We start from the raw sequence: 19,206 nt of genomic DNA on the forward strand, positions 1-19,206 counted from the left end.
ATAACGAGATACATGGATACTCTGCTAAGGCTGATCATTCTTCTACCCATTATTAGTTCCGCGCTGATCGGACTTGGGGGCTTCTTTTTCCCCGCTTTCCGAGAAAAGGAAAAGCTGGTAGGATTTCTCGCTACTTCAGCCGTAGCGATTCCTTTTTTTCTGGTGCTCACAGCTTTCTTTCAGTTTACGGGTGAACCTGTTCACTTTGAGCTGTTTACCTGGATGGCTGCCGGTAACCTGAATATCAAATTTGCCTACAACCTCGACCAGTTATCGCTCCTTATGGGGCTGATTGTCAATGGTGTGGGTGCACTGATCCACATTTATTCTGTGGGTTATATGCATGGCGACCGGGGGTACTATAAGTTTTTTGCCTACCTCAACCTCTTTATCTTCTCGATGAATAACCTGATTCTCGGAGATAATATGGCGGTGATGTTTCTCGGTTGGGAAGGTGTTGGGGTTTGTTCCTACCTCCTGATTGGTTTCTGGTACGAAGATATGGCAAAAGCTGCAGCTGCCCAGAAGGCGTTTGTTGCCAACCGTATCGGTGACTTTGCGATGATCGTGGCAATGATGCTGATTTTCACCGAGTTGGTCGCTCACGGCGGCACTACCAGCCTGAGTTTCAGTGAGATTATTCATACCGACTTTGGTGATAAAACTTTCTGGATTGCCCTGCTCCTCTTTATCGCAGCTACCGGTAAATCTGCCCAGATTCCGTTGTTTGTCTGGCTCCCTGATGCGATGGCCGGTCCGACACCTGTTTCTGCACTGATCCACGCGGCAACCATGGTCACCTCTGGTATCTATATGATTGCCCGTGTACACCCGATTTTCCTCGGCGCTCCTGAAGTGATGACCGTAGTGGTGATCGTCGCAGCGCTAACGGCTTTGATGGCGGCATTTATAGCCGTAGCACAAAATGATATCAAAGGTGTACTGGCATATTCAACCGTTTCTCAGCTGGGCTTTATGTTTATGGCCCTTGGGGCTGGCGCTTTCACTACAGCTATTTTCCATGTGATGACTCACGCTTTCTTTAAGGCATGTCTCTTCCTTGGTTCCGGCTCAGTGATCCACGCCATGGAGCATATGCATACAGTCAAAGATCCGCAGGATATCCGCACGATGGGAGGACTTTCAAAATATATGCCTTCCACCAGCAAAACTTTCTGGATTTCAACGCTGGCAATCGCCGGTATTCCGCTTCTTTCCGGTTTCTTCTCCAAGGATGAGATTCTTTCCAGCCTGTTCTTCAACGGTTTTGAAAGACCACTCTACTTCCTGATCTGGGGTGTTGCTCTGTTTACCGCCGTGCTCACGGCGTTTTATATGACCCGGGTTACTTTCCTTACCTTCAACGGTCAGGAGCGTTTCCCTCACGAAAAACACCCGCACGAAAGCCCCGCCATCATGACCATCCCTTTGTGGATTCTGGCAGTACTGGCTATTCTGGGTGGATATCTGGGACTTCCCTATATCATTGGACACGGGCACTATCATATTCTTAATGAAAAATGGTTCCACGGTCTGATTGAAAACCGCGACCTGCACCATGCTATGACCGAACATGCAGCTTTTGAATACCTGCTCCTGGTTCTTGCTTTTGTAGTATCCATCGGGACAGTTCTATGGACGCGGAATTTCTACACCAAATACGACCTCGCGGGTGATGAAAAAGTGCAAAACTTCTTTGGAAGACTTTACAACTCCATGAAGGGCAAATTTTTTGTGGACGAACTCTACAATTCATCTATCATCCGTCCCTTTGTATGGGCAGGTTCGAATATCGTTGTATGGTTTGATAAAAATGTCATTGACGGGGTAGTCAACGGAAGTGCCGCTACCGTGGCTTCGATTGGCGATGTTTTCCGGAAATTACAAACGGGTCTGGTATCCAATTATGTACTTATGGTATCCGTCGGCGTCATGTTGATTCTGACCTATCTGATTTTTGGATAAATAAAATCTGATAAAATATTCTGATCCGGATGGCGTCTATACAATCATGCCATCCGGATTTTTCGTTTAACGGGAAATGATGGTTTGGTCTTCTGCCTAACATTTCAGGAGATTGCGCGTTTTTAACTTGTATCTTGGTTTTCCCTCACCAATCGCTAACCAGTAAACCTTATGAATATAGGTGTTGTATGTTATCCAACCTATGGTGGAAGCGGCGTTATCGCCACCGAATTGGGTAAGGCACTTGCCGAAAGAGGCCATAAAATTCATTTTATCACGTATAGCCGCCCTATCAGACTGGATCTTTTTTCAGAAAATATATTTTACCATGAAGTCCGGACAAAAGATTACCCATTGTTTGACTTCATCCCATACGAGTCTGCGCTGACATCTACTATGGTGGATGTGGCGAGATATCACGATCTGGATTTGTTCCACGTTCATTATGCCATTCCTCACGCTTCGGCTGCCTATATGGCCCGCCAGATTTTGAAAGGGTATGACCGCGATGTGCCATTTGTAACCACGCTTCACGGGACCGACATTACTCTGGTAGGCAAAAACCCCAGCTATGAGCCGGTGGTCAGCTTTTCTATTGATCAAAGCAATGGGGTGACCGCTGTCTCCGAATTTCTCAAAAAAGATACCCTCGAAAATTTTGCCGTGAAGGCAGATATCCGGGTGATTCACAACTTTGTGGACCTCAACCGGTTTCGCCGTCAAAATAAAGACCATTTCAAAAAAATGATCACCAGCGGCGGAGAAAAAGTGATTGTGCATACCTCCAACTTCAGAAAAGTAAAACGCATCGACGATGTGATGCTGACTTTTGAGAAGATCAGACAAAAAGTACCGTCCAAATTGCTGATGGTAGGGGATGGGCCCGAACGGATTATGGCAGAAGAAATGTGCCGCGAAATGGGTATCTGTGAAGATGTGATTTTCCTGGGAAGCCAAAACGCAGTGGAGGAAATCTATGCAATCGGTGATCTGTTTCTGATCCCTTCCGGCAACGAAAGTTTTGGCCTTTCGGCGCTGGAAGCGATGGCATGCGGGGTGCCCGTCATTTCTTCCAATGCCGGCGGACTAACCGAACTCGTCGTTGACGGAGAAAATGGGTATGCGTGTAAAATCGGAGATGTGGATTCTATGGCAAAAGCAGCAATTTCACTGCTGGAAGATGAGGCCAAATGGCAGGTGTTTTCTCAAAATGCGTTTGCCCACGCGCAAACTTTCTCCATTGACGCGATTGTTCCCAAATATGAAGCGTATTATGAAGAAATTTGCAGACAATATGCAGCAGTTTAATACTTTCTGCCCAACATTATCAGTTCGGATTTAGTGTTCTGGCAGAAAATTCGTATAATTCATTATGGAGATTTTACTTTGGCCCCTGGGCATATTATTCGCTATTTACCTAACCTTCCGGTTGTTTGGCAGGCAAATTCTGCAATTTGGTCTCAAGAAACTTCTTACCAGACTTGTAAAAGATTCAGAGAACCAATCGTTTCAATATTACAAAAACTATAGTGAGGATGCTTTCCATCAGCAGGTTTTTGTAGATAAGGAAGTGAAAGTCACCTCTCCCAAACATACCCAGAAAAAAAGCATATCTGCCGATGATATTGCGGAAGATGTGGATTATGAGGAATTACGATAACTCACCGGGATGACAAATACCATTTCGCTTTCTCCCAACGCAAAAATCAATCTTGGGCTGTTTATCAAGGGTAAACGTAATGATGGCTATCATTTATTGGAAACCCTTCTTTTTCCGGTTCCCTCCCTTCACGATACCCTTACCCTTTCGGAAACCGACACACCCGGCTGTTCGCTTTCTGTGAGCGGCATTGTGCTCGATAGTGGAATAACAGATAATCTTTGTTATAAGGCCTGGAAATTGATTCAGACGCGTTTTCCCGATCTGCCGGGCGTACATCTGCAATTGCAAAAAAACATCCCCGCAGGGGCAGGCCTCGGCGGTGGCTCCTCCGATGCGGCAGCAACCCTTAAAGGCCTCAATCAACTCTTTAAGCTGGGACTTTCTGATCATATGCTGGCTGAAATCGCCGGAAACCTCGGGGCAGATGTGCCCTTTTTTATTTTTAACCAACCGCTGCTCGCCAAAGGTATTGGTACAGAACTTACCCCGGTCAACCTGACACTTCCTTACCGGCTGGAACTGATTACCACGGATATCCATTCTTCCACCATCGCAGCATATAAAGCGCTGGATTACCGGCAGTTTGACCCCAACCGAGATCTGATGGCTACGCTTCAGTTGCCCGTAAGTCAGTGGCCCGAATTACTGGTAAATGATCTGGAAGTACCGGTATTTGCCATGTATCCCCGATTGAAAGAAATAAAGGAAAATCTCTATCAGCAGGGAGCCGTGTATGCAGCTATGTCTGGCAGCGGGAGTGCAGTTTTTGGCTTGTTTCCCCTTTAGACAGGTGAATTGTAATGAAAGCTTGCAAAACCAAAATGTAAAACTAAAGATTTCGTTTATATTTGCTCCGCAAACATTCATACATCACTTTTGAAAAAATCGTATGACTAAGAAGAATATTCTCCGGTTAATGGTTCTGATAACCATCTATGTATTTTCCGGTCCGGCATTTTCTCAGAATGGGTATAAAATAGAAGTCGCTGTTTCCGGATTTTCGGGCAATGAGGCATATCTCGCTTATTATTATGGCGATAAACAGTATATCAAGGATACTGCGGCAGCTCAGAACGGAAGTTTTGTTTTTGAAGGTCCAGAGGCATTGGATGGTGGGATTTATCTCATTGTACTCCCTCCCAAAAACTCCTATTTTGAGATAATTATAGATAAAGACCAGAAATTCAAACTGGCTACTGATACCGTTGATTATGTGAAGCATATGAAGGTATCGGGTTCGGAAGAAAATGACTATTTCTACAAGGATATTCAGTTTCTGGCGGTAAAACGCGTTCGCGCCAATGAGATCAATGCCAGCCTCAAAGATCCGGGTATCGGGGCTGTGGAAGCAAAAAAACTCAACGATGAACTTTCCGGGATTGATGGAGAGGTAAAGGCCTTCCGCAAAAAATTTATGCAGGAACATCCGGACCTTTTTTATGTGAAAGTGCTGGAAAGTATGGAAGAACCCGTTATTCCGGAAGCACCCAAAGATGAAAATGGTAAAACACTGGATTCGCTGTTTGCTTACAAATACTACCGTGCGCACTACTTCGATCATCTCGACCTGAAGGATGACCGCATGCTTCGCACACCGATTCTTCACAACAAGGTGGAGCAATATATGGAAAGACTGGTTCCCAAACACCCGGACTCAATCAATATCGCATTGGATTATATTATTGACAAGTCCCGGGGCAGTGAGGATATTTTTCAGTATCTGGTGGTCAATCAGCTGAATAAGTACGCAGGGTCCAAGATCATGGGAATGGATGGCGTTTATGTGCATCTGGTGGAAAAATACTATATGTCGGGCGAAGCCTGGTGGGCAGATGAAGAAACCATTAAAAAGATGGAAGAACGCGCCCTAGCACTCAGTCCCAATCTGGTGGGACGGCCTGCTCCCAATTTTCGTGCACAGGATTCTAACGGAAATTACAGGGATTTGTACGGTGTTGAGGCCGAATTTACCCTGCTGTATTTCTGGGACTATGATTGTGGGCATTGTAAAAAAATCACCCCTAAACTTGCGGAAGCATACAAACGCTACAAAGATCACGACGTAGCCCTGTTTGCCGTAAGTATAAACGGTGATGTTGAGGTATGGAAGAAAAAACTACAGGAGTACGGGCTTCAGGATGCTATTAATGTACAGGATCATTACCGCCGCTCGGGTTTTGACAAAATGTACGATATTCGCAGCACCCCAAGGCTGTTTATTTTGGATGAAAATAAAAAAATCATCGCCAAACAGATTTCTGTATCCCAAATGGAGGAAATTTTAAGCACCGAACTGGGGCTTCCTATGCCAGAAAAAACACATGAAGACGAATCAGAAGGCGAAGAATAGTATAATTGAAACGTATCAAAACAGATAAAGATGAAAGATATACAGCGATCTATATGGGGGGTAGTCGGGCTCCTGGTCTGGGCAGGCTTGTTTACTGCCTGTAGTTCCAGCAAAAATGATACGGGCGATACCCAGATTGCTTCGACAGATCCCGGATATGAGATCAAAATCAAGGTAAAGAATTTTACTGCTGATAAGGCGTATCTGGCACACCATTACGGAAGCTCCAATCAGCTAAAAGATAGTGCAGACGTCACCAACGGCAGTTTTACGTTTGCCGGGAAAGAACATCTCCCTGAAGGGTTGTATATGGTGATTCTTCCTCCCAAAAACACTTTCTTCGAAATCATTGTCGATAAGGACCAGTTTTTTGAACTGGAAACGGATACCGCCAGTTATGTCGAACATATGAAGGCTACCGGTTCGGTTGAAAATGAAGTCATGTATGGCGATATTGGTTTCCTGGCTGATCAGCGCAAAAAAGTGGAAGGTCTTCGCACCCAATTGCAGGCCGCTTCCGGAAATGAGGCAAAAACTAAAGAAATCGAGGCGCAAATTCGCCAGGTAGATACTCTGGTAATGAACCACAGGCAGAAACTTTTTACCGAAAACCCCGACCTGTTTTTTACCAAATTTCTCCTGAGTATGGAAAACCCCCAGGTTCCTCCCGCTCCGGAAGGCGCCGATGAAAACTATGCGTTTTATTACTACCGCAAACAATTCTTCGATAAGGTAGATTTCTCCGATGGTCGTTTGCTCCGGTCTCCCTCTCTCTGGAACCGGGTAAATCAATATATGGATAAACTCACGGTCAAACACCCTGATTCTATTATTCAGTCTATCGACTATATTCTGGGGCTTGCCCGTCAAAACGATGATAATTTTGAATATCTGGTAGCCAAACTCCTCAATACGTGGGGGGTAGAAAGCAAACTGATGGGCATGGACGCTGTATATGTCCATATGGTGGAGCGGTATTATTTGTCAGGCGATGCCTGGTGGGCCGATTCTGCGCTGCTCAATAAGATGATCGAACGCGCGACTGCACTTAGTCCCAATCTCATTGGTCGCCCGGCACCCAACTTTGCCGCTTTTGACCTGAATGGAAACCCGCTTCCCCTGTATGATGTGGATGCCAAACTGACAATTCTCTATTTCTGGGACTATGACTGCGGGCATTGTAAAAAGATCACGCCGGAACTATCCAAAATATATCCCAAATACCTCAGTAAAGGGGTGAAAGTCTATGCCGTAAGCATCAACGGAGATGTGGAAGTGTGGAAGAAAAAACTGGTGGAATACGGACTCGGACAAGCTATAAACGTGCAGGATCACCGACGTCAGACAGGATTTGACGGGATGTATGATGTACTGAGTACACCGCGCATTTTTATTCTGGACAAAGATAAAATTATCCGCTACAAGCAGATCGCAGTTGAACAGGTGGAGGAAATCCTGGACAGAGAACTGGAAGAAATCGCTAAAAAAGATACACCAGGGAGCTGATAGGGGTTATTTCTGCATGATTGCAGTACAATTGTCGGTTTTGGTAAATCCGTCTGATTCGTACTGAACAGAAAAATTGAGGGTGAGGGTAGTTCCGCTAAAGCTGCCTTCACCCTCAAATGTATAGGCAATCACGCCACAGTCTATCGTTTGGGAGGCAATGCCGATTTCTGCACCGCTGATAGATGCCTCCAGCTTTATTTCGCCACCCGGGCAGTCGTAGTCGCCGAGGTTGTAGATATATACTTTCATCGGCTCGTTTTCGATTTCTTCAATAAAAACCGTATGGTTGGCGGTTGTCGTAAAACAACCTTCATATCGAATCTGGTAGGTGCCAAGAAACTTCTGAATCACCAGATTTTCACAAAAAACGCCTTCATAGCCATCCAGACACACACAGGAGCCATCTTCTTCCTGGCAGGCACCGCCATTGAGGCAGGTGACGGTTTCACAGGGTTTTTCTTTACAGGAAAGAAAGAAAAACGGAACAAGGATGAAGAGGAAAAGTGTTTTTCGGGTCATGGGTTTGGGGTTTATGGAAAAAAATAAAAACTTTGATTCAGAAAAAGTATCTGTAATTATAACGATTAAAAAGAAAAGGAGAGCTATTGACTCTCCTTAACATTATAACTCAGCTGAAAAATAAAAGTTTTTCAGGCAAATTGTTCGATCACATTTTTAAGTTGCGTTTTCGGCATAACCCCTGAGCCGCGCCATTTTACCTGACCTTCCTGAAACAAGATAAAGGTCGGGATACCCATAATCTGGTATGCCTGGGCTACCTGCGGGTTTTTATCCACATCAACTTTGATAATATTGGCTTTCTCCTTCATCTCGGCAGCCAGTTCGCGCAGTACGGGAGCCATCGCATGGCAGGGACCGCACCAATCTGCATAGAAATCTACCAGCACGGGCTGGCTGGACTGAATGAGCGAAGCGAAGGATGTTTTAGGTTGAGACATAATTTTCAGGAAGTAACTTTACATGTGTTAAGACCAAAAATTGCGTATAGCGGGCAGAAGCTGACAATACTTGTCAGAATAAAAATACCTGCTACTACGCCCAGAATAATGGCAAGTGTACCGCCGATGACATTTGTGAAATATAGCGCAGCGATTACCACAGCAACCAGGATGCGTACAATTCTGTCGGTGTTTCCCATGTTCCTTTTCATAGTAAGTTAGATTAGCGTGATTGAATTAAAAGTACAATTCCAGAGATAGTGCCGATACAAATGATGCATACAAGCACCAGTTTGAATACTTTTTGTATGACACTTTGCTCTTTCATAATGCTAAACTAATACATAGTATACCTCCAGATCAGTGACTTGTGTCACATACCGAGTAATTTTATTTCATTTCGGGCCAACTTAATCTTCCCGGAGGACTCCAGTTTTTTTAAGGTGCGTGAAATTACCTCCCTTGCAGTGCCCATATCGTTGGCAATTTCCTGATGTGTGCTGTGCAGGGTGTCTGTACTCTGATTGACTGCACGGGTTTTCAGATATTCAAAGAGCCGTTCATCCAGATTTCTGAAGACCAGCTGATCGACCGTGTTGAGCAGATCCAGATAGCGCAGGTTATATAGACTAAAGAGAAACCGGTTAAGTGAAGGATATTTGCGCAGCCAGCCGTCAAGCCGCTCTACAGGAATTAACAGGAGATCGGTTTCTGTTTCGGTTACCGCCTGAATTTTGCTCTCCGAATGTGTCATATAGGATGAAAAAGACATAATACACGATTCTCCCGGGCGGATATAGTACAGCAATAAATCTTTTTCTTCTCCCATACTGGAAGCTTTGATGAGACCCCGGAGTACTACGGGTAAGACGTGAACAGAGGACCCTTCTTCCAATATCACCGTATGAGCCGGCAAGGTTTTTAGCAATCCGTATTGTTTGATTTCTTCCAGAAAATCTTTCTCGGCAAAAGGGATATATTGGGTGATTAATTGGTCCATAATAATTGCTGATTGTTGCTGTATTTACAATAATTCAGGGAAATATCCTCCCAATCTGCGTTAAACTTCCTCTCCCACAGCCACCGGCCGCTCCGGATTTGTAATCCATTCACTCCATGAACCGGGGTAAAGTTTTCCCATGCCCAGACCCGCATGCGCCATGGCAAGCAGATTGTGACATGCGGTAACTCCTGATCCACAATAAGTTACAGATTCTTCAGGGTTGGTATTACCTAATACTTCCAAAAACCTGTTTTTAAGTTCCTCCGGGGGAAGAAAATAGCCCTCATTCCCGATATTACCTGCAAACGGGAGTGATTTTCCTCCGGGAATATGCCCGGCTACAGGGTCGATCGGTTCTGTTTCACCCAGATAACGAGGCCTTTCACGGGCATCTATCAATGTGCAGGCATGCTTTGTTTTGGCATATGTAAAATCTTCGATATCAGCGATATATTCGTTTCTGATTTGCGCTGTGAATGTTCCTCCGGGCCCCAAAAAAGGCTGGTCCGATACCGGATGCCCTGCTTGTTTCCATTTTGCCCAGCCGCCGTCCAACACAGCTGTCTGATCGTGCCCCAACCACCGCAACAGCCACCAAAGCCGTGCGGCAATTCCTCCGGCTCCCTGATCGTAAACGACTACCTGAGTGTGGGTTTCAATTCCCCAACTGGAAAAAAGGGCTACCAGTTTATCCGTATCCGGCAAAGGATGGCGGCCGCTTTTGCCCGGGATTATAGGAGAAGACAGATCCCGGTCAAGGTGGGCATATACAGCGCCGGGAATGTGAGAATTCCCATATTCGGTTTCGCCCCAACGGGTATCGCCAAGGTTAAACCGGCAGTCGACGATCCTGAAATTGGAATCATTGAGATGGGGGAGAAGGTCATGAGCAGAAATGAGGGTAGTAAACATATTATTCAAAATCAGGAATCAAAATCAGGAATCAAAAGATAACCGAGGCAGAAGAAGACAATTCCGATCTGCCTTTCCGGAAAATTTTCAAATAAAAACGCTACTGCAATCAGGCCGGTAAAGGCTACCATAAGGGTGTTTTTTCTCCGGAATGCATTTTTTAAAGGGTAAAAAATCACCCATAAAAGATACAGAAAACCCACAATACCTACACCACTGAGATACTTCAGATACAGGTTGTGGGGAATTTTTATATGGTCGGGTACCGTCGTGTACATGCCTATTTGGATGAGATGGCGTTCGATTTCCGGGCCAATATCTTCGAGTCCGGTACCGACAACAGGATTTTCAGTGAAAATATCCCAGGCCTCGCCCCAGGCGAGGAGCCGTGAAGAAATCGAGTTGTCCTTATATATTCCCGATTGGTTTTTATACTGGTTGTAGTCCCAAATACTCACCTGGACTCTTGTATGAAAAGAAGGAATGGTATAGTAGGCGATTACCGGAAGCAAGACTAACAGTAACAAAAAAGACAATCCTTCTTTCCATCTCTTTTGTGTCATGATCTCCATCATGAGCCATGCCAACCCCCCCGCATAAAAACTCACCTGGGCTGTACGGCTATTGAGGATGTGCAGGGAAACGATATTTACCGCAGTAGCCAAAATCAGTAGAAACAATAGCTTTCGGCTCAGATACTGCCTTTTTTTCAATATCAAAAATATACCAAGAATACAGGCGAAGGCCAGCAATAAACCAAAGTAAATATGGCTGATACTTCCAAAAACATCAATATTGCTGTTCTGCCGTACTTTCTCCATTTCTTCTGCATAGTTTTTCCAGAATATCGAGAGCGTAATGATCGCCCAGAGGCATTGAACAAAAATGAAGGTCAGGCCCAGTATATATTTTTGTTTGCCGTTAAGTGCCGGTAAAAGCACCAGGGCGACAGGAATCAGTAGAATAGACAGTTTAGTTTTGACGTCCCGGAGCCAGCCATCGGAGTTTTCGGTGAAAATACCAGAGATCACGGCAATAAAAAAAAGCCCGGCAAGCAGGCCGGCCGAGCGAAGTTTTTCTCTGTTAATGGAAAAGTTTTGGCGGTTTTGCCAGAGATTCCAAAGCCCGGCAGCCAGTAAAGATACCATTCCAAAACTGAGAACGGCTTTGGAAGCGGTAAGTCCCCCCACCATTGCGAGCAGGAGGAAAAACGAAACATTGGCGGGGGTGAAATAGCTTTTCATGAGCCGGGAAATAAAGAAATTCGTGCGAGAAAAACCATTTATTCACCATACAAAACCGGAAAATCCATATCCAGCCGGGCCTGCATATCGCTGATAATTTGGATTACCTGTTCCTTGTAATCATCATCCAGCTGATTCCAGTTTGTTCTGCGGTTATCCAGCTTTGCAGGAAGTTTGGATGCAAAGTGTATGGGAAAAGGCAATTGCGCGAAATCACAGATTTGCCGGGTGAAAGCTACCGGGTTGTTGCAGAAGTTTTCATAGCGAAGGGTAAGCGTGTCCGGTTTCTGATACCAGTTTTCGTAAAAATACTCCATACTCCGCACCCAGAAATTGGCCCGTGCATATAGCTGGTGTTCGGGGTTTTCTGTATTTCTTTTCCAGTAGTCTTTCGAAACAATTTGCCCAGGGCCATCGCGAAGGATGATAACTTTTCGAATATCATCTTTGCCAAAATTCTCCTGCAAAAACGAAGGCATATAAAAGAGCCAGGGATTTTTTAGAAGTAAGGTTTGGGAGGAAGGTACGGAAAACTTTCGGTCAAAGATTTTCCGAAACCGGTGATGGGTTTCGGCGTCAAACCGCGGTTCCTGATAATGGACAAAACCTTCCCGGTTGATGGTGGCATAATCATCTTCCAGCCGGATAAATCCCGCATCAAATTTCCTAAGGATTTTGGTGAGGGTGCGTTCTTCCAGGTTTGGCTTAAAGCGCGCCCTCCGGAGACAGATTTGCGGGTGTTTTCTCAGGATGTCCACCAGCAAGGTAGTGCCGCTGTTCCAGTATCCGACAATAAAAATTGATTTCACGATTATCCACCCCAATTGAGTTCGATGCCCTGTTTTCCGGGTTCCGGGAATAAACAACTGAAATTATACTGTTGTTTTTCAGCTTCCGTAAAGACACTGCGAAGAACTTCATTGTCGTGGTTAAAAGCAAAAACAATTTCTTTGGACATGTCTCTTTTTGGGTGGAGGATAATGCGGGCCATAGCTTCTTTATTGGGGAGTCCATGGCGGCTGCCGTCGGTGCTGACAACATAATAACTTCCGTCAACGAGGTCGAGCATTTCATGGGTATTGCTCGCTTTACTGGAATGGTGGGAGAGTTTTACCACATCCACTTTCATGCGGTTTTCCTCAGAATAACCCAGCGCGCGGAGGCTTTCGCCTACTACTTTGCCATGCGCATCGCCCAATAAAAGCATCTTTACGCCACCATATTCAAAAGTGAATGCAATGCTACTGCCGTTGGGAATAGAAGTATCTGCATTTTCTTTATTTTGAGCCAAAACTTCCAGCGGTTGGTCGTAGTCGAGGGTAATGACAGCCCGGGTACTTTCCATTTCTTCCTGCCATTCGCGGTTGAGTTTGGCGAGTCCTTCTTCTGCAGGTGAGAGAATGGTGAGTGTTGCCCCATAGAGTTCGTGGATCTGCCCGGTCATAACTGGTTGGGTATGCCAGTTGCCATTTTCCTCCAGAAAATCTTCCAGACTTATGCCTTGCGCGAGGCTTCTGGATTTGTCGCCGGTATCGGGCAATGCCACAGCCCGGGAGTTATCAGGTTGCTGGTTGAAGTAAGCGGAAAGCAGGACACCAGAGTTGAACCAGAACTGTTTTATCCAGTCTTTGGGAAACGTGGCATCATTGCAGAAGGCAAGTACACCACCGATATGATCCTGATCTACATGGGTTACGACCAGCAGATCAATGGATGCATTGGCTTCGTGCATGCGTTTGAGAAAGTCCTTATGATAGTTTTGGTAAGATTTCACCAACCCACCGTCAATCCATATATAATGACTTGATCCTGCATGGTCTTCAAAACCTAACAGCAGCGTATCTCCATTGTTTGCCGGAAGGGACGCAAATTTCACACGAGGCCTGGGCGGCTCAGGTGTTGGTTCTTCCGGCTTGGAAACAACTTCGTCATCGGGTAGATCCGGAACGAGAACAGGGCCCTTGGTATCATTGCTACCGGAAGATTCGGCTTTTGGAGGTATAACAGGATCTTGTTTGGGTTTGGTTTCCGGTTCAGGCTGGGGATCCTGATTTGGTTCCATATCAGGGGTGTTTCCAAACAAATTGAAAAAAAAGCTTTTAATGATGCGGACGATTCGGGTAATCATAGGGGAGAGGTTTGTTTAGCTGCTATATTAGTGATAATCAGGAACTAAGCCAAAGGATAAAATTTCTATTAATTTTTGGTGTATCTGATGAAATAAAAGTTGTAACTTATTTCAGAATTGGAAGCAACCAGAATTTCGAATATACAGATACTAATAATCAGGAATTTATGTATGACATTGTCTGTCTCCGGTATAGCTGCAAATGATTGCCCAATTCTTCCACGTTAATTTATTATTGTATGATTTACTTTTATTTCATACCTTAGATTGAGAATCAGGAACTAAACAAGTTTAGGCCTGTTCTGAAAAGGATCCATGTATTTACCTAACGACTACTATTATGAACAAAACCCACCCTTATTTGGTGCTTCACCATCTATTTAATCGAAAATCAAAAATCTTACTTCTGAGTGCCTGTATGATGTTATTTGCTCAGATTGGCTTTGCGCAATCTCAGAAAATAACCGGTACAGTATTGTCTCAGGACGGTTCTGCTTTGGCTGGAGCGACCGTACTGGCCAAAGGAACGCAGCGTGGCGTTCTGACTGACGGCGAAGGTACCTATAGCCTGGATGTACCTGCCGGTGTTACCACCCTGGTTGTTTCCTACATTGGTTTTACTACTCAGGAGGTAGAAATTGCCGGTCGCAGCCAGATCAATATTTCTATGGTAGAAAGTTCTTCTACTTTGGATGAGGTCGTAGTGGTTGCCTACGGTACGCAAAAGAAAGCTACCGTTACCGGGGCCGTTGTGGGTGTTTCCGGAAAAGATATCATGCCTTCTCCGGCAGTCGATATCTCCAACTCATTGGCAGGTCGTCTGCCTGGTCTGGTTGTGATCCAGCCAAGTGGTGAGCCTGGCTACGACGGTGCGCTTATCCGTATCAGAGGTACAAACACACTGGGAAACAGCAGCCCGCTGGTAGTAATTGACGGTATTCCTGATCGTGATGGTGGTTTAGGCCGACTGAGCCCGCAGGATATCGAGTCTATCTCTGTACTGAAAGATGCTTCTGCTGCGATCTATGGAGCAAGAGCGGCAAATGGTGCAATCCTGATCACTACCAAACGCGGTAAAACAGGTAAGCCCTCCGTTACTTATGATTTCAATCAGGGATGGGCACAGCCAACGGTTATTCCCCAAATGTCAAATGCTGTTGAGTATGCCAATATCATGAACGAGCTGCCGATCTACAGAACAATCCCTGTGGATGAGTGGGCTACCGCATGGCAAAGCATTCAGACTACAGGTACTTATGATTCTCCTACGCCGGGTGTTTCTACCCTGAATGCGAACTACAGCCCTGATGCTGTTCGCAAGCATGGCGATGGTTCTGATCCCTGGGGATATCCTGACACCGACTGGTTTGGTGATGCGTTTAAAACCTGGTCTCCTCAGGCACGTCACAACCTGCAAATCGGTGGTGGTTCTGAAAGCGTAAAATATATGGCGTCTATGGGTTATGTAAACCAGGATGCGTATTACAAAAATTCGGCTACCCGTTATCAGCAGTACAGCCTTCGTATCAATCTTGATGCAAAAGTAAACAAGTACATCAATACGAGCCTGGGTCTGATGACACGTCGCGAAGATCGCCGGTTCCCGACTCAGTCAGCGGGTGCAATTTTCCGTATGCTGATGCGTGGAAGACCCACCGAGCCGGAAGTATGGCCCAATGGCCTGCCAGGACCTGACATCGAAAATGGTCAGAATCCTTATGTAATCACTACCAACGCTACAGGTTATCAGGACAATCCTACCGGTTACCTGCAGGCTAATGGCTCTGTAGTTGTTACCAATCCATGGATTGAAGGACTGAAGCTGACACTGAGTGGCTCTATTGACCAAAACAGCCAAACTAATAAGATCTGGGAAACTCCCTGGAGTCTTTATTATTGGGATCGCGTTTCTTATGAAGCAGATGGTAAAACCCCGCTGTTGGTGGGTGCCGTTCGTTCCAACTTTAAAGATCCACGCCTTACACAGGGTTACAGCAGTGTGCTGAATACCAACATGACCGGTATGCTTTCTTATGACCGCACTTTTGGTGGCCATACACTGAACCTTCTGGCAGGGGTAACCAGAGAGAAATTTACCGGAGAAGGATTTTTTGCATTCCGTAGAAACTATATTTCTGGTGCGGTTGATCAGTTGTTTGCCGGTGGATCACTCCAGCAAAATACAGGGGGTAGCGCTTATGAAAGAGCTCGCCTTGGTTACTACGGTCGTGCGCAATACAACTATAAAGAAAGATATCTGGCAGAATTTATCTGGAGATATGATGGTTCTTACATTTTCCCGGAATCACAAAGATTCGGCTTCTTCCCAGGTATCCTCGCAGGTTGGAATATCTCCAATGAAGATTTCTTCAATGTGAGCTTCGTCAACTATCTGAAACTCCGTGGATCTTTCGGCCAGATGGGTAATGACCAGGTATTCTACAATGGTGCCCTTCAGGAATATGCCTATCTGTCAACCTATGGTTTCGGTGCCTATCCTATCAATGGTGCTGTGGCTACTACCCTCAGAGAGACAATTCTTGCTAACCCTAACTTTACATGGGAAAGAGCGAATAACCTGAACGTGGGTCTTGATGGATCACTTTTTGGTGGTAAAGTTGACTTTACTTTCGAATACTTCTACAACAGACGTGATCAGATCCTGATCCAGTTGACGGGTTCTACTCCTGCATCATCCGGTATTAGTTCACTCCTCCCTCCTGTGAATGGTGGTAAAGTTGACAACCGTGGTTTCGAGTTTAATGTTGCTTACAATGGAAGTACTTCTGGAAACTTAATGTTCCGCGCCGGTCTCAACGGTGGATATGCACAAAACAAAGTGGTATTCATGGATGAAATCCCTGGTGCACCAGAATATCAGCTGCAGGAAGGCAAACCAATTGGCGGTTATTTAGTTTATAAGTCAGACGGTGTATTCATGGACAAAGCTGCGATCGAAGCTAATACCATTGACTACAGTGCCGTTACTTCTCAACTGATTCCCGGTGATATGAGATTTGAAGATGTAGACGGAGATGGAAAAATTACAGCAGACGACCGTGTACGTCTGAACCAAAATGCAACGCCAACCTTCAACTTTGGTGCTACGCTGATGCTTCAATACAAAGGATTTGATCTGAATGCCCTTCTTCAGGGTGCTACAGGTGCTTCTATCCGTTTTGGAACAGAATCAGGTGATATCGGTAACTTCCTGAAATACAGCTATGACAACCGGTGGTCTATTGACAATCCTAGCAGTGAGCATCCTCGTCTGGCTAGTAGAGGTGATACTTACTTTACCGGTGGTAGCTTTGGTAACAATACCTACTTCCTTTTCAGCAAGAATTATATCCGTCTGAAAAACCTGGAATTGGGTTACCGGATCTCTCCTGATGTACTTTCAAAAGTGAAAGTAGGCAGCGTAAGGTTCTATGTCAATGCACTGAACCTCGTTACGTTTGATAAACTGAAGATATTTGACCCGGAAACAACAACAGGTAGTGGTGTTTACTATCCACAGGCCAGAGTCATTAATGCAGGTTTTAGTCTAACATTCTAAGATAATCTGAAATGAAGATAACCAAAAAACTACTTCTTATAGCCTTGTCTGTGTCGGCTGTACTGCTGTCATGTAACAAGGACTTTCTAAATACTCAGCCGCTTGATAAGATTTCGAGTGAGGCTACCTGGGCTGATGGCCCCCTTTCTGAGGCTTTTATTTTTAACGTATACTCTTTCCTCGGTTATGGAGGTTTTGAAGAACAGGGACTCTCTGCGATTACCGATGAGGCGATGTTTACGCATGCCGGCCGGAATATCAACCCCTTCAATGAAGGAACAGAAAGCCCTTCCAGCCTTGCATGGATGAGTAGTACTTATGAGTGGGGAACCATGTACCTGGCAATCAGACAGGCGAATATAGCCATCGACAGGCTGCCTACTTCTTCCTTTGACGATGATGCACTCCGCGATCGTCTGCTGGGTGAGGCGCATTTTCTGCGCGCTTATTACTATCACCAGTTGGTTCGCTATTACGGTGGTGTACCTATCATCGATAAGCCTTATGGTCTGGATGAAGATTATTCTATTGAAAGAAATACCTGGGCACAATGTGTGGACTTCATTGTAGGTGATCTTGATAAGGCTGCTACGCTTCTGGATGGCAAGGCAGAAACGCCAGGCCGTGCTTCCAAGCTTGCTGCCATGGCGTTAAAAGCCAGAATCCTTCTGTATGCTGCCAGTGACCTTCATGACGGGCCTACTGTTCAGTCCAAGTCAAACACATTGGGTTCTTATGCAAACCTGGATCTGATTGCGTATACTTCCGGAGACCGCGCCTCCCGCTGGCAAGCTGCAAAATCAGCTGCTAAGGCAGTACTTGATGCAGGACAAGGTTACAAGCTGGATCTTACTGCTCCGGTTTCTGCTGAAGAAGGCAAAGCCAACTATATTTCCATCTATACCGGTGGTGGAAGTGCTGTCGGTGATGCATCTGCAGCAGTAGAACTTCTGTTTCAGCGTACACATACTGCGCTTTATACCCAGGAAGATAACTGGCCATTAGGTGGTATTCACTTTGGTATCAATAATGGTCCAAACGGTTACCACAACTGGGCAGGTAATACGCCTATTCAGCAGCTGGTGGATGACTACGAAATGATGGACGGTTCAAAATTTGACTGGAGCAATCCCACACAGGCGGCTGATCCTTATGCAGATCGCGACCCTCGTTTTTATGCGAGTATCATGTATGACGGTGCAGGTTGGAAACCACGCCCTTCTGACGTAACTGCTTTGGATCCTGCCAACCAGATTCAGACTGGCTACTACGATGACGGAGCGGGCGGTACGATCAATGGTATTGATACCCGTGAGTCAGCTATTGAAAACTGGAACGGTAGCCGTACCCATTACTACGTGCGTAAATTTATCGATCCGGATCCGGCATTAGCTGATAACCAGTCAAGTGCGCAGGTTATTCCATGGCCCTTTATTCGCTACACTGAAATGGCACTTGCCTATGCAGAGGCTTGTATCAAAACCGGTGATGATGGTGAAGCCAGAGCCTGGATCAACAAAATTCGTTTCCGCGTGGGTATGCCTGAAGTTACCGAATCCGGTGAGGCACTGTTGGCTCGCCTGATCAATGAGCGCCGTGTGGAACTGGCTTATGAAGAACACCGCTACCATGATGCCCGCAGATGGATGATTGCGAATGAAACTCTCGGAAGAGGTATCAAAGCGATCAACATTACGGCTACCCTCAAGCCCGGTGCAACCCCACATGTTCCATACAGACATGATAAGGCGGTATATGACTACACTTACACAGTGGTAGATAATACCGAAAATGAGACCCGTACATGGAATGATAAAATGTACTTCAGACCTTTCAACAGAGATGAGATCAGCCGTAATGAAAAGCTGATCCAAAACCCTGGTTATTGATCTGTTTGCTGATTCATTTCCTATA

Annotated in this window: 16 protein-coding genes; 8 read left to right on the forward strand and 8 right to left on the reverse strand. The window is 45.5% G+C overall.

The window, feature by feature from the left end:
- The first annotated feature begins 12 nt into the window (after positions 1-12).
- From nuoL to R3D00_12530, 6 genes are all read left to right on the forward strand, one after another.
- Entirely contained in the window at positions 13-1,965 is a 1,953-nt protein-coding gene (gene nuoL, locus R3D00_12505) for an NADH-quinone oxidoreductase subunit L (GenBank protein ID MEZ4773998.1), read from the forward strand.
- A gap of 171 nt (positions 1,966-2,136) precedes the next feature.
- Positions 2,137-3,273: an N-acetyl-alpha-D-glucosaminyl L-malate synthase BshA gene (gene bshA, locus R3D00_12510; GenBank protein MEZ4773999.1), complete on the forward strand. Its 1,137-nt coding sequence runs from the start codon at positions 2,137-2,139 to the stop codon at positions 3,271-3,273.
- A gap of 64 nt (positions 3,274-3,337) precedes the next feature.
- The gene (locus R3D00_12515) at positions 3,338-3,625 is read left to right on the forward strand and encodes a hypothetical protein (GenBank protein ID MEZ4774000.1); all 288 of its coding nucleotides are present in this window, start codon (positions 3,338-3,340) and stop codon (positions 3,623-3,625) included.
- A 9-nt stretch (positions 3,626-3,634) separates the two neighbouring features.
- A complete protein-coding gene (gene ispE / locus R3D00_12520; protein ID MEZ4774001.1) occupies positions 3,635-4,414 on the forward strand; it encodes a 4-(cytidine 5'-diphospho)-2-C-methyl-D-erythritol kinase in 780 nt (259 codons plus the stop codon).
- 103 nt (positions 4,415-4,517) lie between these two features.
- Positions 4,518-5,978, forward strand: coding sequence for a thioredoxin-like domain-containing protein (locus tag R3D00_12525; GenBank protein MEZ4774002.1), 1,461 nt, complete (start codon positions 4,518-4,520; stop codon positions 5,976-5,978).
- Positions 5,979-6,008: 30 nt separating this feature from the next.
- Positions 6,009-7,484, forward strand: coding sequence for a redoxin domain-containing protein (locus R3D00_12530; GenBank protein ID MEZ4774003.1), 1,476 nt, complete (start codon positions 6,009-6,011; stop codon positions 7,482-7,484).
- Between the two features lie 6 nt (positions 7,485-7,490).
- Here the strand turns inward: R3D00_12530 and R3D00_12535 are convergent, their stop codons facing one another.
- From R3D00_12535 to R3D00_12570, 8 genes are all read right to left on the reverse strand, one after another.
- The gene (locus R3D00_12535; GenBank protein ID MEZ4774004.1) at positions 7,491-8,006 is read right to left on the reverse strand and encodes a hypothetical protein; all 516 of its coding nucleotides are present in this window, start codon (positions 8,004-8,006) and stop codon (positions 7,491-7,493) included.
- Positions 8,007-8,137: 131 nt separating this feature from the next.
- The gene (gene trxA / locus R3D00_12540; protein ID MEZ4774005.1) at positions 8,138-8,446 is read right to left on the reverse strand and encodes a thioredoxin; all 309 of its coding nucleotides are present in this window, start codon (positions 8,444-8,446) and stop codon (positions 8,138-8,140) included.
- 5 nt (positions 8,447-8,451) lie between these two features.
- On the reverse strand, positions 8,452-8,658 hold the full coding sequence (locus R3D00_12545; protein MEZ4774006.1) for a DUF2892 domain-containing protein: 207 nt from the start codon (positions 8,656-8,658) through the stop codon (positions 8,452-8,454).
- A gap of 161 nt (positions 8,659-8,819) precedes the next feature.
- Positions 8,820-9,446 (reverse strand): Crp/Fnr family transcriptional regulator, encoded by a 627-nt coding sequence (locus R3D00_12550; protein ID MEZ4774007.1) that lies wholly within the window; start codon positions 9,444-9,446, stop codon positions 8,820-8,822.
- A gap of 60 nt (positions 9,447-9,506) precedes the next feature.
- Positions 9,507-10,361 carry a sulfurtransferase gene (locus tag R3D00_12555; protein MEZ4774008.1) on the reverse strand — a complete coding sequence of 285 codons (855 nt, stop codon included), beginning with the start codon at positions 10,359-10,361 and terminating at the stop codon, positions 9,507-9,509.
- An 11-nt stretch (positions 10,362-10,372) separates the two neighbouring features.
- On the reverse strand, positions 10,373-11,605 hold the full coding sequence (locus R3D00_12560; protein MEZ4774009.1) for an O-antigen ligase family protein: 1,233 nt from the start codon (positions 11,603-11,605) through the stop codon (positions 10,373-10,375).
- Positions 11,606-11,643: 38 nt separating this feature from the next.
- Complete coding sequence (locus tag R3D00_12565; GenBank protein ID MEZ4774010.1) at positions 11,644-12,414, reverse strand: sulfotransferase; 771 nt, start codon at positions 12,412-12,414, stop codon at positions 11,644-11,646.
- Positions 12,415-12,416: 2 nt separating this feature from the next.
- Positions 12,417-13,667 (reverse strand): Zn-dependent hydrolase, encoded by a 1,251-nt coding sequence (locus R3D00_12570; protein MEZ4774011.1) that lies wholly within the window; start codon positions 13,665-13,667, stop codon positions 12,417-12,419.
- Between the two features lie 484 nt (positions 13,668-14,151).
- Between R3D00_12570 and R3D00_12575 the strand changes: the two genes are divergently transcribed.
- A complete protein-coding gene (locus R3D00_12575) occupies positions 14,152-17,292 on the forward strand; it encodes a TonB-dependent receptor (GenBank protein ID MEZ4774012.1) in 3,141 nt (1,046 codons plus the stop codon).
- A gap of 11 nt (positions 17,293-17,303) precedes the next feature.
- Positions 17,304-19,181 (forward strand): RagB/SusD family nutrient uptake outer membrane protein, encoded by a 1,878-nt coding sequence (locus tag R3D00_12580; GenBank protein ID MEZ4774013.1) that lies wholly within the window; start codon positions 17,304-17,306, stop codon positions 19,179-19,181.
- Positions 19,182-19,206 lie beyond the last annotated feature (25 nt).

This window comes from Bacteroidia bacterium (genome assembly GCA_041391665.1).
GTDB lineage: Bacteria > Bacteroidota > Bacteroidia > J057 > J057 > JAGQVA01.